General features: G+C 70.8%; 13 protein-coding genes and 1 pseudogene. 5 read left to right on the top strand and 9 right to left on the bottom strand.

Features of this window, described 5'->3' with window-relative positions:
• Nucleotides 1–43 precede the first annotated feature (43 nt).
• Nucleotides 44–1,014: pseudogene (locus AB0H21_RS25325) on the top strand (WYL domain-containing protein); the annotation flags it as partial.
• A 411-nt stretch (nt 1,015–1,425) separates the two neighbouring features.
• On the opposite strand, the gene AB0H21_RS25320 reads toward AB0H21_RS25325, so the two are convergent.
• A complete protein-coding gene (locus AB0H21_RS25320; RefSeq protein ID WP_358520918.1) occupies nt 1,426–2,553 on the bottom strand; it encodes a glycosyltransferase family 4 protein in 1,128 nt (375 codons plus the stop codon).
• Entirely contained in the window at nt 2,550–3,761 is a 1,212-nt protein-coding gene (locus AB0H21_RS25315; RefSeq protein ID WP_358520916.1) for a glycosyltransferase, read from the bottom strand. Before AB0H21_RS25315 ends, AB0H21_RS25320 begins: the two co-directional genes overlap by 4 nt.
• Before the next feature lie 224 nt (nt 3,762–3,985).
• Between AB0H21_RS25315 and AB0H21_RS25310 the strand changes: the two genes are divergently transcribed.
• Together AB0H21_RS25310 and AB0H21_RS25305 are read left to right on the top strand one after the other, a co-directional pair.
• Entirely contained in the window at nt 3,986–7,573 is a 3,588-nt protein-coding gene (locus AB0H21_RS25310; RefSeq protein WP_358520913.1) for a hypothetical protein, read from the top strand.
• Entirely contained in the window at nt 7,573–8,151 is a 579-nt protein-coding gene (locus tag AB0H21_RS25305) for a LamG-like jellyroll fold domain-containing protein (protein WP_358520911.1), read from the top strand. Before AB0H21_RS25310 ends, AB0H21_RS25305 begins: the two co-directional genes overlap by 1 nt.
• Here AB0H21_RS25305 and AB0H21_RS25300 read toward each other — a convergent pair.
• Together AB0H21_RS25300 and AB0H21_RS25295 are read right to left on the bottom strand one after the other, a co-directional pair.
• Entirely contained in the window at nt 8,148–8,660 is a 513-nt protein-coding gene (locus AB0H21_RS25300; protein ID WP_358520909.1) for a hypothetical protein, read from the bottom strand. The genes AB0H21_RS25305 and AB0H21_RS25300 overlap by 4 nt on opposite strands.
• A 190-nt stretch (nt 8,661–8,850) precedes the next feature.
• A complete protein-coding gene (locus tag AB0H21_RS25295; RefSeq protein ID WP_358520906.1) occupies nt 8,851–9,060 on the bottom strand; it encodes a hypothetical protein in 210 nt (69 codons plus the stop codon).
• Between the two features lie 139 nt (nt 9,061–9,199).
• On the opposite strand from AB0H21_RS25295, the gene AB0H21_RS25290 reads away from it, so the two are divergent.
• The gene (locus AB0H21_RS25290; RefSeq protein WP_358520904.1) at nt 9,200–9,406 is read left to right on the top strand and encodes a hypothetical protein; all 207 of its coding nucleotides are present in this window, start codon (nt 9,200–9,202) and stop codon (nt 9,404–9,406) included.
• 153 nt (nt 9,407–9,559) lie between these two features.
• On the opposite strand, the gene AB0H21_RS25285 is transcribed toward AB0H21_RS25290, so the two are convergent.
• Nucleotides 9,560–10,042: a universal stress protein gene (locus AB0H21_RS25285; RefSeq protein ID WP_358520901.1), complete on the bottom strand. Its 483-nt coding sequence runs from the start codon at nt 10,040–10,042 to the stop codon at nt 9,560–9,562.
• A gap of 401 nt (nt 10,043–10,443) precedes the next feature.
• Here AB0H21_RS25285 and AB0H21_RS25280 point away from each other — a divergent pair, with 401 nt between their 5' ends.
• Nucleotides 10,444–11,241, top strand: coding sequence for a pentapeptide repeat-containing protein (locus tag AB0H21_RS25280; protein ID WP_358521353.1), 798 nt, complete (start codon nt 10,444–10,446; stop codon nt 11,239–11,241).
• Between the two features lie 114 nt (nt 11,242–11,355).
• Here the strand turns inward: AB0H21_RS25280 and AB0H21_RS25275 are convergent, their stop codons facing one another.
• The 4 genes from AB0H21_RS25275 to AB0H21_RS25260 form a co-directional block, all read right to left on the bottom strand.
• Entirely contained in the window at nt 11,356–11,667 is a 312-nt protein-coding gene (locus AB0H21_RS25275; RefSeq protein ID WP_358520898.1) for a hypothetical protein, read from the bottom strand.
• Nucleotides 11,668–12,102: 435 nt separating this feature from the next.
• Nucleotides 12,103–12,546: a cupin domain-containing protein gene (locus AB0H21_RS25270; RefSeq protein WP_358520895.1), complete on the bottom strand. Its 444-nt coding sequence runs from the start codon at nt 12,544–12,546 to the stop codon at nt 12,103–12,105.
• 89 nt (nt 12,547–12,635) lie between these two features.
• Nucleotides 12,636–13,784 carry an oxalate decarboxylase family bicupin gene (locus tag AB0H21_RS25265; RefSeq protein WP_358520893.1) on the bottom strand — a complete coding sequence of 383 codons (1,149 nt, stop codon included), beginning with the start codon at nt 13,782–13,784 and terminating at the stop codon, nt 12,636–12,638.
• Between the two features lie 94 nt (nt 13,785–13,878).
• Complete coding sequence (locus AB0H21_RS25260) at nt 13,879–15,168, bottom strand: Nramp family divalent metal transporter (protein ID WP_358520890.1); 1,290 nt, start codon at nt 15,166–15,168, stop codon at nt 13,879–13,881.
• Between the last annotated feature and the right edge of the window lie 9 nt (nt 15,169–15,177).

Below are 15,177 nucleotides of genomic sequence, written 5' to 3'. Positions count from 1 at the left end.
GTAGCGGACAGGATGTGGCCGCTACTTGGGCGATATTGGAGTCATGCCGAAGACCTCAGCGCGACTGCTGTCGTTGCTCTCGCTGCTCCAGTCGCGCCGGGACTGGCCGGGGGCGCTGCTGGCCGAGCGGCTGGCCATCAGCCCACGCACCGTGCGCCGCGATGTCGACCGCCTGCGCGAGCTCGGCTATCCCATCGTGGCCACCAAGGGCCCCGACGGGGGGTACCGGCTCGACGCCGGCACGGAACTGCCCCCGTTGCTGTTCGATGACGAGCAGGCCGTCGCCCTCGCCGTGGCGCTTCAGATCGCCGCCACCAGCGGTGCGGGCATCGAGGAAGCCGCGGCGCGCGCTGAACACCGTCCGGCAGGTCATGCCCGCACGGCTGCGCCGCCGGATCGACACCCCTCCACGTCACCGCCGTCGAGCGGCCCGCGAACCGGCCGGACCCGCGGGTCGACGGCGGCGTCCTCATGGCGCTCGGCGCCGCCGTCCATGCCCGCGAAGTGCTGCGCTTCGACTACGCCCCCGCGTCCCCATCGGGAGCCGGCGAGGACGGCGCTCCGCCGCGCCGGGTGCAGCCCCACCACCTGGTCACCTGGGGCGGGCGCTGGTACCTCGTCGCCTGGGACCTCGACCGCGACGACTGGCGCACCTTCCGCGCCGACCGGATCACCCCGCGCACCCCCACGGGTCCGCGCTTCGCCCCGCGCGAGTTCCCCGGGGGAGACGTGGCCGCCTTCGTGGCCGGCAGGTTCCGGGGCTCCGACGGCCCCGGCGACTGGCCCTGCCGCGGCGAGGTGATCCTCGACCTCCCCGCCGTCGGCGTGTCCCGCTACACCCGCGACGGAGTCGTGGAGGAACTCGGCCCGGACCGCTGCCGGCTCTCCTTGGGCTCGTGGTCATGGCCGGGCCTGGCCGCCGCCATCGGCAGGTTCGACGCCGACATCGAGGTCGTCGGCCCGGCCGAGCTCAGGGACGCCTTCGCGCACCTGGCCCGCCGCTACGCCAACGCCGCGACCGGCACCCCCCCACGCCGCGATGACGTGAGGGAGGGCGGCGAGGACGCTTCCCGCGCCCGATCTCCGGCAGGCGCATCCGCGACGCCATGTCTCCGCTTGTGTGCGAGTGCCGGGGCCTATTTCCGAAACGTTTCGGGCTTTCATTGGTGTCTGTCGAGGTCGGATGTCGCTTAGGCGGTTCGGCTCCACCGGTGGACGCCATGTCCTGGGACGCATGGACCGCGAGCCTCTCCCTGACGCCGACCAATACGTGATCAGGAACAGGTATCACAAACCTGGCCAGGGTTACATGACCGACGCTCTAGACCATCTCGATCGCACCCGCCGCAAAGCATCTGACCCGAGGGATCCGTGACCGGGGGCGTCGATCACATCGCCAGGCGACCGGTCCGTGTCGCGGAAGCGTCAGCGGCGCCTGCCGTCGGCGGCGCGCTGGGCGTCCGTGTAGATGTCGTGCACCTTCGCGCCCATCATCTCCACCGTGTATAGCCGCCCGTACCGCTCGCGGGCCCGTTCGGCTAGGGCGCGGGCGTGGCCGCGGTCGTCGATGAGGGTGCGGACGGCACGGGTGAGAGCGTCAAGGTCGTCGCGGGGGACGAGGATGCCGGCGCGTCCGTCGTCGAGGAGGGCGCGGACGTCACCTACGTCGGTCGCGATGACCGGGACACCGCGCGCCATCGCTTCCAGGACGCTGCGCGGGCTGCCTTCGGTGTCCGACGGCTGGAGGAGAACGTCCAACGCGGCCAGGGCGGGGCCGACGTCCTTGAGGAGCCCGGTGAACGTGGCGCGACCGGCCAAGGCCAGGCGAGCGGCCATCTGCTCCAGTTCGGCACGTTGGGCGCCGCCGCCGACCACGAGGAGGTGAACGCCCGTGGGCAGCCGTGCTCCCGCCTGAAGCACTAGGTCGATGCGTTTCTCCGTGGAGAGCCTGCCGACGCTGCCGATTAGCACGTGGTTAGGGTCGATTCCGTGCCGCTGGCGGAAGGCCCGTCCGTCGGCCGCGGCTTGCTCAGCGGAGATCGACGGCGCGGGGACACCATTGTGCAGGATGACGGCGGGTTCGGCGATCGCGCGCAACCGATCGTGGTGAGCCTGCGCGCTGGCGATGCGCAGGTCGACGAAGCGCATGCTGAGCCGGTCCAGGGTGGACTTGACGCGGTCTGACGGAGTGTTCTCGATCCAGCCGTGCGCGGTGACGACGGCTGGCGGCCGCGCCCAGCCCCGCGAGAGCGTCCGCAGGCCGACGATCAAGTAGTTCGCCTCGTACCCGTGCCCGTGGATCATGCCGATGCCGCGCGCGGAGGGCAGCCGCCACAACCATCCGGGGCGCAGCGGCGGAAGGACGGTGAGGCCGGCGGCGGCCAGCCGTTCCCGATAGTCGAGAGTCGCCCGAGGGGCGAGGATGATCGGCCGCCAGTGTCCGTGCCGCTGCTGCACCACAGCGAGATCCAGGACGTGCAGATCCGATCCGCCGATCGCGCCTTCCCGCTGCGGGACGATGACGTGCAGGACGGTGCCTCCCGAATCGCTCATGATCCCACCCGGGCGGCGTGGCTGGCGGTGGCCGCTAGGGCGTCCCATGTGGCGGCCAGCAGATCGGCCGAGGCGCCCCAGGTCGGCAGGTACGTCGCGGCCTTGAGCGCCCGCGATTCCTGACGCTCCCGTTCGGCAGGATCGCGCAACAGCCGTACGCACGCGGCGATGAGCGCCGGAACGTCGGGGCATTCCACGGCGGCGCCGTCGGGGAGATGCCGCAGACCCTGCAGGCCCACCGGCGTGGTAACGAGCGCACGGCCCCGCGCGAGCGCCTCCACCACCTTGATCTTTATGCCACCGCCGATCCGCAGCGGGACCAGGACGACACAGGCCTCGTCCAGATGGCCGGTCACCTCGGTGACGAATCCGGTAACGGTGACGCGACGGTCCGCGGCGGCCGCGCGCAGCCAGTCCGGCGGCTGGGGACCCGTGAACGTCATGGTGGCCTCGGGACAGTAGTCCCAGACGCCGGGTAAGATCTCCTCCACGATCAGCCGGGCGGCGTCCAGGTTGGGCGGGTAGCCGAAGTTGGCGACGAACACGATCCGTCCTTCGACGGATTCTCGGCGAAGGGCACCCAGGATGTGGTCCGCGCCGCCGGGGATCACTGGCACCGTTATGCCGGGAAAGGTGCGGCGGATGTGCGCGGCGTCGTCCTCGGTGACCGCGCCGATGACGGCCGCGGCGCGCCAGCAGGCCTGTTCGGTGCGCCGAGTGAGGTCGGCATCGGCCAGCAGCGCCGCGGCGCGTCTGGGATCGTCCCCGGCGCGAGCCTCTTGGCTGAACAGCTCGGATTCGACATTGTGCTCGATGATCAACGTCCGATCGTGCGCATGTTCGGGCACCAGCGGGAACAGGTAGTGTCCCTCGACGTGCACGATCGGCGGTGGATGGCCGGCGAGTCGCTGAGCCAGGTGGTGGCGCGCCTCGGCCGACTGGTGACGTCGTATGTGTGGGCTGAGCGCGGGCGAGGCGTCCAAGGACGCGGAGAAGATTCGGGCCCGCACTCCGGCGAGTTCGGCTTCGCGTAGGTGCGCGCGGTCGAGGACGGGGTCCTTGGAGACGGCGATGACCTCGATGTCGAACCGGGGGGCCAGTCGGCGCAGGTGTTCGGCCTCGCGCAGTCGCCCGCCGCTGTACGTCGGCCAGGGCAGATGATGGGTGAGGTAAAGGATCCGTGGCCGTCCGGTATTGGTCGCCACCATCTGTTCCGTCCTCCGGCGGGTTTCCAACGGGTGGGGAGGACTTTCGACCGTGAACGCGTTCGTGCGCTACCGATGCTACCCCATGCGATACGTCGATCCCAGAGCCGCGCATTACTCGATGGTGCCATTGAAGGATTCGCGTTGACGCGCGCGCACCCGATGCAGGAAGGTGACAACGTGCGCTTGCGGAGAGGCCGTGACCGCGCCCTTCGGCTAGGGCGCCGATGACGGCGCACGCGGAGGGGACCGGCTCGATCGCCGTTGGCGGCGATGCGATCAACAGCATTTTCGTCACCGGAGGCGTCAACCAATTCTTCGTGGGCCAGTACGAACGACTCGCGGAGGCCTATCTCAGCCCGCGCGCGCTCTACCGGGAGTTGCGGCTTGACGAATTCACTGGTCGGGCCTGGTTGTTACAGGCGATCGACGATTTCCTGACATCGAACGACCGCGGCTATTTGCTCATCGAAGCAGAAGCGGGAATGGGCAAGACCGCGTTCATGGCCCTGGTCGCACGCGAGCGGAGATATGTTCACCATTTCGTCCGGCTGATGCCCGACGTGAATGATCTGGGTGTCGCGCTGCGCAATCTGTCGGCACAGCTGATCCGCGCGTGGGACCTGCAGTCCATGGCAGTCGGCGGCGTGCTGCCGGCCAACGCGTCCCGGCCGGACTTCTTCACCGAGGTCCTCTACGAGGCCGCCGACAAGCGGGACGTGACGCGTCCGGGCGAACCCATCGTCATCGTCGTCGACGGGTTGAACGAGACGGCCGCGCTGCCCTTCCAGAATCCGCTCGCCTTGCCGTCCGAACTGCCGTCCGGCGTCTACGTGCTGGCTACTCAGCGTACGACACACCTGCCGCTGATCGTGAGCACACCACGCCGGGTGCTGCGGATTCGCCCGGACGGTCCCGAGAACCTTGACGACGTGCGCGCTTACCTCGAAAGCATGGTCGCCGCGCCGGATCTCACCGCGCGCCTGGCCGCCGCCGGGGCCGTGCCCGCCGAGGTGGTGGACCGACTGGTGGCCTGGTGCGGCGGCGTATGGCTGGTCCTGCGCTACGTGCTCGCCGAACTGCGGACGGGCGCTCGCAGCCCGGGCGAGCTGTCGTCGCTGCCCGTCGGCCTGTGGCAGTACTACGCACGGTTCTGGGGCGACTGGAAGCGGGCGAACGAGGGCACCTGGCCGGCGATCGACCTGCCGCTGCTCGTCACACTCACCGCCGCGCAGGAGCCGCTCACGCTGGAGCTGCTCTGCGCGATGAGCCGCTGCCCGGACCCCGAGCGCGCCGCCGACCTCGTCGGTGACGCGTGGCGCCCCTTCCTGCATGTCACCGGCGAGCCGGCGCAGGAGCGCTACGCGGCCTTCCATGACAGCCTCGGCGAGTTCATGGCGGGCCAGGTGGACGTGACCCAGCTGACCAGCGCCGAGCGGTTCTTCGTCGAGCGCCTGACCACGGCCCAGCGCGGTGCCCACCTTCGCATCGTGGAGCGTTATCTCAGCGCCTGGGGCGACATCCCCCACGGGCTGCCCCATCTGCGCGGCGAAGCCGCCGCCCTGGACGACGGCTACGGGCTGCGGCACCTGGTACACCACCTCGTGTACGCCAGCCAGGACGCCGTACTGCACAGCCTTATGGCGCTAGAGTGGCCGCTTGAGGTCGCGGGGCCGGCCAGCTCGGCGTCCAACGCCTGGTACGAGGTGCACCGGACCCGCCGCGAGTTCGCCGGCTACGCCCTGGACGTTCAACGGGCCTGGGGGCGTGCCGAGCAAGTGGCGCACGTGCCAGTCACGCCCGGCGTGCCCCGGACCATGGCGCTCGAACTGCGCTACGCGCTCATCACGGCGTCCGTCGACAGCGTGGCTGGCAACGTGCCCAGCGCGCTGCTCGTCCAGCTCATCGAGCAGGAGCTGATCACCCCCGGTCAGGCGCTGGAGCTCACGCGGGCGATGTCGGACGCCCGCACCCGGGCTGAGTCGCTCAGCGCGCTGCTGCCGAAGCTGGAGGGCACCGCCCGTGCGGAGGCGATCCGCGAAGCGCTGGCCAGCGTCCAGCTTGTCCCGGACGGGTACTGGCGAGCGGGCGAACTGCTGCGCCTAGCGCCCGTCGTCGGACGCGAGCACGACGCCGACCTGCGCCGCATCGCGGCGAGCATGGGCCGCCAGTACGAACGCGATATCGCCGGGAGCGGGCTGGACGCCCTCGGAGGGCCAGGCTCTGCCCGCCCGGTCACGACGGCCGACCCGCACGAGGCGCGCGATCCGGAGGAGTTCGTCGAGCAGTACCGCCGCCGGACCCGCCGCGGCGTGACGACGCTGATGATGGGCCTGGACGCCGGACCTCATGCCGAGGGTCACATCGAGTCCAGCCGCTTCGTCCAGTCACCGCGCTGGCGTGCCGAACTGCTCACCGAGTCGGCGGGGGACATTCCCGTCCCGGCGCGCGAACCGGTCCTGCGTTCGGCGCTGGACATCTCCCTCCTGGTAGGCGACCGGGACATCCTGACCACCACCCTGAGCGCGATCGCCACGTACCTGGCCGCGATCGGCGCCCCCGACATAGCGCTGGCCTGCGCTGGCGAGATGCCAGACGACGAGAGTCTGGCGCGGGCGATGTTCGCCATCGCGGAGCACGGTGACGAGAGGGTCCGGACGAACGTCGCGCGCCGCGCGCTCGAGGTCGCCGCGGCCGTCGACGACGTGGTGACCCGTGCCGCGTTGCTTCGGGCTAACGCGGCACGGCTCGTCCCGATGGCCGAGGACGGCTCGCTCGCTCCGGTCCTGGCGGGGCTCCCGCCGGACTGGCGGGCTGCGGTGCTGGGCGTCGTGGCCGTCCACGCTGGGACGGAACACCGGGTTTGGCTGCACGGCGAGGCACTGGCGCTCGGCGTGACCGCCTTGGACGGCGGCAGCGCCAGGATCGTGGCGGACCTGGTCGCCGAAGTGCCCGCCGAACTCCTGCCCGCCGCCTTCGCCGCAGTGGCGGCCATCGGGGACGTGGAGCAGCACGACCGCGCCGCGGCGGCGCTGGCCGCCAGGCTCGGTCGGCTGGGACGGGCTCCCGAGGCGGACGAACTGGTGGCGACGATCCGGGACCCGTACTGGCGGATGAAGGCGAAGTTCGGCGCGGGGATCGGGCTCGCGGCGGCCGGGCACGGCGACTGGGCGACGGAGCTGGCCACCGGCCTCTCCTTGGTCCACTGGCGCGCCGAGCTGCTCGCGGCGGCCGGGCGTGTCGAGTCGGCCCACGCAGTGGCGGACGCGATCGCCGACCCTGGCGCGCGGGTCGCCGCTCTGCTGCGCATCGAGTCGGTGGCGCCTTCCACGGGAGGGCGGGACAGCCTGAACGAGGCGCGAACCGTGCTCGGGGACATCCTCGACGAGGTGGGGCTCGCGCAGGCGACCGTCGCCGTCAGCCTCGCCCTGGGGCGGCGCGGTCAGGCGGGCGACGCGCTCCACCTCATCCGGACGTTGCCGGACGCCGACCGAGAGACCGCCCTGATCAGGTTGGCACCGCTGCCGGGCGACACGGTGGCCGGCGCCGTGGCCCTGGCCCGGGAGTTGTCCCAGCCCGTCAGCCGGGGGCGGGTGCTGGCGAGCCTGACCGAGGCGGTGGTCGCCGATCAGGAAGGCACGCTGGACGTCCAGGACCACGTGCGTACGTCCCTGCGGCTGCTGGCCACCGGCACGCGGGCGCAACTACTGGAAGCGGCCCCCGGGCTGCTGCCGGGCCTGCTCGAACTGACCGGGCCGCAAGGACTCGTCGACATGGCGGCCGCCGTGACCGCTGCCTACCGGTGGTGGCCCTGATGAACGTGCTGATGAACGATGCCGAGCTCGTCGTCCACCACCGGTACACGTCCGGAAGCAGCGCCGACCTGTCCGGCCACGGAAACCACGGGCACACCACGACGACGGCTACCCCGGAGGGCATGCCCTTCGACGGATTCGGTACCCGCGTAGTCGTGTTCCCCTCGCCCAGCCTCACCGACCTCGGCGGGCTCCGCGCACGCGTCCGCCTTTACGCGGACGCCCTGGCGGAGCGGCGCACCATCGTGGAGGGCTACCTGGCCTTCTCCTTCTCCATCGAGCCGGACGGCGGGCTGCTCGGCGCAGTTTACGCGGGCCTGAAGTGGTACGTCCTGTCAACGCCGCCTGGCGTGGTGCCCCAGGGCCAGTGGGTGGACGTAGCCTTCGTCTACGACGGCAGAGACACGATGACGCTCTCGGTCGACGGTTCCCTCGTCGCGCTCCGGCAGGACAACCTTGGTCGCGTGGGTGCCGTGGAATGGCCGTACGGGCTGAACATCGGGGCCTGGCCGGACGACGACGCGCGGGTGTTCAGCGGGTGGATGGCGGAGATCTGGCTGTGGCGGTTGCGCGCCTAGTCGACGGGGCCCGTTCCGCCGGTGGTGATCGTGCTGCTCGTGGCGTCCCGCCCTATGGCCACCGACCCGGTTCCGCTGGCCGTCACATTCGTCACGGTCACTCCGGCCGCGGCCGGAGCCTGCCGCCACAGCCGCTCCACTTCGGCCGTCAACTCCGGGTCCTCGGCAAGCAGCCGTTTGAGCTGAATGCGCAGGATGGTACGCAGGTCCTCGTCGTCGGGATCCTCCGCCACGTCCGCGACTGCCTCTTGCGCGGCTGGCTTCTCGCCGACCTTGCCGCGCAGCGCGGACCAGATCCGCTGGGCGAATCCGAAGGTCTCCTGGCCGACCTGCTCGGCCGCCGCGTCGCCGAACTTTTCTCCCGCCTTCACGAGATAGGGTAGCAGCGGTGCCAGAAAGGTGGTTAGTGCGGCGATGTCCATTTCGACCTCGATCCGATTGCACCTGGACAGTCCCAAATCATAGGCGAAAAGGACGACGGATATAGGGCCTTCGCTGTCCAAGGTCATCGCTACGCTGTTCCTCAGCCTGAATCCACCGTGTCATTTTGTTTGAGATCTTGAGGGTTCAATTCCTGCGCGAGGGCTTGGGCCTGGTGAATGCGGGCATGGGTCTCTGGCCGTCCGGGTCTCGTCGGCTTGTCCACAGGCTCTCGGTTCGGGGCGTCGGTGCGCGGGTGCGCGGGTGACCGCATGGTCGTCAGGGGTGCGGTGACCTTGGATTCGGGCGGGTCAGGCCGTCGAACAGGTCGGCGAAGACCTGCTCGACGATGGCGTGACCGCGATGCTGCTGTGCGGCCTGGATCAGCTCGAAGGGGCTGTTGGTGAAGACAGCGTGGTAGCGCCAGGCGGTGAACAGCTCGTCCTGCCCGGCGGCCGCGTGGGGATTGAGGTCAGGGACGCGGCGCACGATCAGCCCGGGCGGTCATCGCCTTGCCCTTGTGCGAGGTGAACGCGGTGTAGGAGGTCTCGGCGATCTTTGACGGTCGCGCCACCCGAAGGCTCCCCTCTATGGAACAAGACCCATTGTCAGGGATGTCCTCACTACAGTGGGAACCTCACGGTTCAACCTGTCGGTCACGGTCTCGGGGACCAACTCCTGGATCGTCACGGTCACCGTGCGCAGCCCTCAGAAGATCATCGCCACCTGGAACATCACCGCGAGCTATCCCAGCGCCCAGGTGCTGACCGCCAAGCCCAACGGCAACGGCAACAACTGGGGCGTGACGATCCAGGCCAACGGCAACTGGAACTGACCGGCGGTCTCCTGCAGCCCGAGCTGACCTCGGGACACCCGGAACACCGCACCTGTGGCGGGGCGGCCCGCGACCGCCGCGCCACAGGTGGCTGCTCGCCGGACGACCGATCCGGGTTCCTCGCGTCGCCGCGTGTGCACGGGGGAGGGGACCTCAGCCGTGGGCGGCGGAAAGCGTGCGCCGGGGCGGGGCGGTCGTGCCGCCGTTCACCACGACGACCGGGCAGCGGGCGTGGCGCAGGCAGGCGAGCAGTAGCGGGCCGAGGTGCGCCTCGGCTCCACCGGGGGCCGACGACCCGAGGACGAGCAGGTCGGCGGCCTCGGTATGGCGCAGCAGGTCCTTGACCGGGCTTTCCAGGCTCGTGTACCGGCGGACGGAGAGGTCCGGGTACTCCTCCTCGACGACCGCGATCGCCCGGTCCAGCGCCGCGCGCTCGCTCAGGCGGCGACGCTCGGCCTCGGCCCGCCGGGAGACCGGCGCGTACGGCGCGGGGCTCAGCGTGTCCGAGGCGTGGACGACCACCAGATCCGCCCCACGCCGGTGCGCCTCCGCGGCGGCCCAGCCAAGGGCGACACGGGACTCCGACCGGTGGTCCATTCCGACGACGATCCGCTCTCTGCTCGTCTCCGCGCTCATGTTCGGGCTCATCTCCGCCTTCTCCGCTCGTCACGGCGCCGCGCGCCCCCGCCGGGCCACCGGCGGTGTCCCGATCTCGGCGTCCGGCCCCCTTGGGGGCCTACCCGAGCCGGCCGCATTCGTTCCTCGTCTACCTCATCCTGAATTGCGGACGGTCCGATCGTCGCCCGCCGGGGTTCCGGTCAGGAAGCCGGAGGGGAAAGCTCAGGTGTTCTTCGTCAGTCGTTCACCTGGACGCGGTCATGTCGCCGGTGGCCCGCGTGCGCCCTTACCCTTCGAAGTGCCGCGCCGTCGCGGGTGCCGCGTGAGAGGAGAACGAAGGGGTGTCGGAGAAGCCGTCCGGCGGGACGTCCCCGGGGACGCCGGTGAAAGAGGCGCAAGCGGTATCGGAGCGTCCCGATCTGCGTGCCGACTGCGGGAGCTGCTTCGCCCTGTGCTGCGTCGCGCTGCCCTTCTCCGCCTCGGCGGACTTCGCGATCGACAAGGAGGCCGGGCGGCCCTGCCCCAACCTGGCCGCCGGCTTCCGCTGCGGCATCCACGCGCGCCTGCGGCAGCGGGGCTTCACCGGCTGCACGGTGTACGACTGCTTCGGCGCGGGCCAGAAGGTCTCCCAGATCACCTTCGGCGGGCGGGACTGGCGGGGCGACCCGCGCGGCGCCAAGCGCATGTTCGAGGTCTTCCCGGTCATGCGGCAGCTTCACGAGCTGCTGTGGTACCTGAACGAGGCGCTGTCGCTGCCCCGGGCCCGTCCCCTTCACGACGAGATCCGCGCCACGCTGGCCGCGGTCGAGCGGCTCACCCTCGGCGACCCCGGCGCCCTCGTGCGGCTGGATGTGGGGGCGCGCCGGCGTGAGGCCGGTGATCTGCTGGCGCGGGCGAGCGAGCTGGTCCGCGCCGGAACCCCGAAGGCGGACCGCAGGGGAGCCGACCTCATCGGGGCCCGCCTGGCGAAGGCCGGCCTGCGCGGGGCGAGCCTGCGCGGGGCCTACCTGATCGGCGCCGACCTCAGGGGCGCGGACCTGCGGTCGGTGGACCTGCTCGGCGCCGACCTGCGCGGCGCGGACCTTCGGGGAGCCGACCTCACCGGGGCCTTCTTCCTCACCCAGGCCCAGCTCGACGCGGCGAAGGGCGACGCCGCCACCACGCTGCCGCCCCCCTTCACCCGCCCGGCGCACTGGCAGGCCGAGCCGGCCCGCTGACGGGCGATATTCGAGGCCGCGCCGCACGCCGTACGGCCGCGCCCGCCCTTTGACGAACGCGGCCGCAGCTTCTGGGGGCCGCCGGGGAGTGCCTGGAGCGAGGGGAACGCCGCGTCAGCGCGTCTCGACCCGGATGTCGACGATCGTGTGCGGGGGGATGCGGGTGAAGGAGGTCTCACCGGCGGGCACCCACGGGCCGTAGACCGGGATGTATCCGACCTCGGGCAGGAAGTGCCTCTCCAGCACCCAGATGCGGTGTTCGCCGGTGCCGCTGGAGCAGTAGCTGCTGGCCCAGCGCTCCGCGGTGTTGAGCTGGTAGCTGCAGCCGGTCGGCGCGGCGTAGGCGCCGGACGTGGTCGCGGTCACCAGTCCGGCGGTCGCCAGGACGGTGGCGCAGGCGGTGGCGGCCCATCTTCTCACGTTCATGCGTGACTCCCGGGGGGTGTCGGCGGTGTCGTGTGTGTCCTCCGCCGTGGAGCTCAGGGGCCGCGGCGGCGAGGTCTGCGCTGCAGACCAGCGCTTTTTCAGATAGGAAAGTTTCTTAAAAGAAAGATAATGCGGCCTCTGGGGGCCGTCAATATCCGGCCCGAGGGCCCGCGGTGTCCATTTCCGGACACCCTCGAAAGCCGGAATGGCCCGGTGTCTTAGATCCATCTATATCCCGAAATATCCGGCAAAAATTCGCATGGTTCCTCAAAACGGAAACCAGGGCACTCGCCCGACCGGCTCCAAAGGCGGCGCGTCGAGCCGCCGAACCGGCGGAGACTCTCGGCGCGCGCACGAATCCGCCGCGAGCCTGGCATGACGACACATGCTGGAGACATGTCCGCGCGGCCGTGCGTGGAGCCGCACGCGGGCCCGTCAGGTCCAGCGCAGCGCGTCGAGGTTGACGACGATCGCCTCCTGGGTGCTACGGGCGATCACCACCACCGCCTCGACCTCTGGGTCCGGGTTCTCCTCGCGGTGCGGGACGAAGGGCGGCACGAAGATGTAGTCCCCGGGTTTGGTGTCGACGCGCACCTCGCGCGGCTCGTCGCCCTCCACGTCGAGGAACACGAACGACGGGGTGCCGCTGACCACGTAGATCGCCGTCTCGGAGTCGCCGTGGTGGTGGTTGGCCGAGACTGTCGCGGGCGCGACGTGCGTCTGTCCCATCCACAGCCGGTGCGCGCCCACGCTCGCCCCGCTGATGGCCGCTCGCCGGCGCATGCCGCCGGTCTGCGCGGTCTCGGAGGTGAGGCCCGCGGGGGCGATGTGGTGGAGCCGCCGGTGGAACGGGTCGCCGGGAAGGTCGCTCGCCGTCATGTTTTCCAGCCTCGTCTCGGGGTGCGTTGATCGGACGGGGACCATCCTGGCGTATCGGCGGGCGCCGTCCACGAGGCGGCCGGGTGCCGTCAGCGGACGAGGCTGTGCTTGCTCTTGGGCAGCGCCTCGATCCACTCGCGGGGCATGTTGAGCGTGTCCGCGCTGACCTGCGGCGGGAGGTTGGCCATCCACTGCATCGCCGAGACGTCCTCGAAACGCGGGTCGCGGAACATCTCCAGGAACACCAAGGGCTCGTTGCCGAGGTTCTCGATGTAGTGGCCGTAGGCGAACGGCACGTATCCGACGTCGCCCGCGTGGAAGTCGAACGTGCGGGCCAGCCCGGAGCTCGCGAACACCCCCATGCGCCCGAAGCCGGAGATGTAGTACTGCCACTCGTCGTTGGTGGGATGCCAGTGCAGCTCCCGCAGGCCGCCGGGCTCCAGCTCCACCAGCGCGGCCGAGATCGTGGTGGACGCGGTGAAGTTCGTGGAGTCGGCGATGCGGACGGTGCCGCCGTCGAAGCGCAGGGGCTCCTGGGCCCGCATCCGGTGCTTGAACGTGCGCGGCACGTCGCCCGTGGGGCTGACGATCTGGTCGGACTCCAGCGGGGGAGGGACCCGGCCCGGGAAGATGTACTTCTCCTTCTCCGGCAGGTTCTCCAGCTGCTCGGGCCGCCAGCCGAAGTTCTTGGCGAGGACGCTTTTCGGCGTGTGCGCGAAGAAGTCGCTGAGCATGAAGGTCGAGTTCTCCGAGAAGTTGCCGTCGTCGAAGACCAGCAGGAACTCCACGCCCTCCTCCAGCGCCTGGATGTAGTGGGGGATCCCTTTGGGGAAGAACCAGAGGTCGCCCTGGCGCACGTCGTCCAGGAAGTTGCGTCCCTCCTGGTCGACCGCGCCGATGCGGCAGCTGCCCTCCAGGACGTAGGCCCACTCCGCCTCCTTGTGCCAGTGCAGCTCGCGGTAGGCGCCGGGGTTGAGGTGCATGTCCACCCCGGCCAGCGTGGTGGCGACCGGCAGCTCCCGGGCGGTCACCTCCCGCGTCCAGCCGCCCTCCTCGATACGGGTGTGCGCCATGGAGAAGGGGAATTTCATGTTGGGCACCGTGCCGTGGTCGGTCTCCGGCGGGGTGAGCAGGTCGGGATTCTGGAGGTCCAGCTCTATGTTTCTCGGCCCGGTGTCGACACCGCCCTTTCCGTCGCGCTGCGGGTGGGGAATCGCCTGGTATGCCGAACGGTCCATGGGCATTTTCCTTTCTGATGTGTACGACGGGTCTGATGCTCACGGCGGGCCGGTGCGAACTCCACCGCGTTCGGGAATCGATTCAGAGCAGCATTCAAAGCAGCACGGTGAACGGCAGGGCGCAGCCGAGGAGGGCGACGACGGCTCCGGCGGCGCCCGCGACGCGGGTGGTGATCGGGGCGTTGACGAGCGGCCCCATCACCGACCGGTCGCGGCAGAACAGCACCAGCAGGAACAGCGCGACCGGCACCCCCAGCGAGATGATCACCTGGCTGACGATGAGCAGGCCGGTCAGTGAGACGCCGAGCAGCAGGGCGGCCACGGCCGGGATCATCGTGACGAGCCGCCGCAGGTGGACCGGCACCCGCCTGCCGAGGAACCCGTGCATGACCACGTCTCCAGCGAGCGTGCCGACCCCGGCGGAGGACACCCCCGAGGAGAGCAGGGCGACGGCGAACGCCAGGGCGGTCCCGCCGCCGATCCGGCTCGCCAGTTCCGCGTGCGCCTCCAGCAGGTCGCCGGCCCAGGCGCCGCCCGTCGCCGAGCCGAGGCCCGCCCCTAGCGCGACCATGGAGATGTTGACGACGGTGGCGATCCCGAGCGCGAGCGCGCAGTCCAGGCGCAGCGCCCGGCGGATGAGCGCGGGCTGCCGCCAGGCGATGTCGGCCGAGGTGCCGTGCCCGGGGGCCAGCGCCGAGTGCAGGTAGACCGCGTGGGGCATGACCGTGGCGCCGACGATGCCCATGGCCAGGACCAGCGTGGACTGCCCGTGCAGCGCGGGGACGAGCCCCGCCGCCAGCCCGGACGCCGACTGGTGCCCGGTCACCAGGATGTCGTACCCGACGCCGGCGCCCACGAGCAGCAGCGCGGCGGCGCTCATGAGCTCGAACGGGCGCGTGCGGCCCCGCCGCCGCAGTTCGAGCAGCAGCAGGGACACCAGCGCGGTCAGCACGGCGGACAGGGCGATGGGCACGCCGAACAGCAGGCGCATCCCGATCGCCGCGCCGACGAACTCCGCCAGGTCGGTGGCGAGTACCACCACCTCGGCCTGGAGCCACAGCAACCGGCCGCCCCAGCGCGGGAACCGCTCGCGGCACAGCCGGGGCAGGCTCTTGCCGGTGGCCATGCCGAGCTTGGCGGCCTGGAACTGGACGAGCATCGCCACGAGGCTGGCCGCCACCACCACCCACACGAGCAGGTACCCGGAGGTCGCTCCCGCGGTGAGGTTGGTGGCGACGTTCCCGGGGTCGACGTAGGCGATCGCGGCCACGAACGCCGGTCCGATGATCTGGCCGGCGCGTGAGCCGCCGGCTGCCGGGCGCGCGGCGTGCGTCTTCCACCCCGCCGCACGGCGCGGATCTGTCGTTCTGCTGGGGACGGTCACAATTTGCCT

The sequence above is a fragment of the Sphaerisporangium sp. NPDC051011 genome (assembly GCF_040653595.1).
Classification (GTDB): Bacteria; Actinomycetota; Actinomycetes; order Streptosporangiales; family Streptosporangiaceae; genus Sphaerisporangium.
The sequence above is the reverse complement of the archived record's forward strand: the minus strand, read 5'-3'. Positions and strand labels throughout refer to the sequence as shown.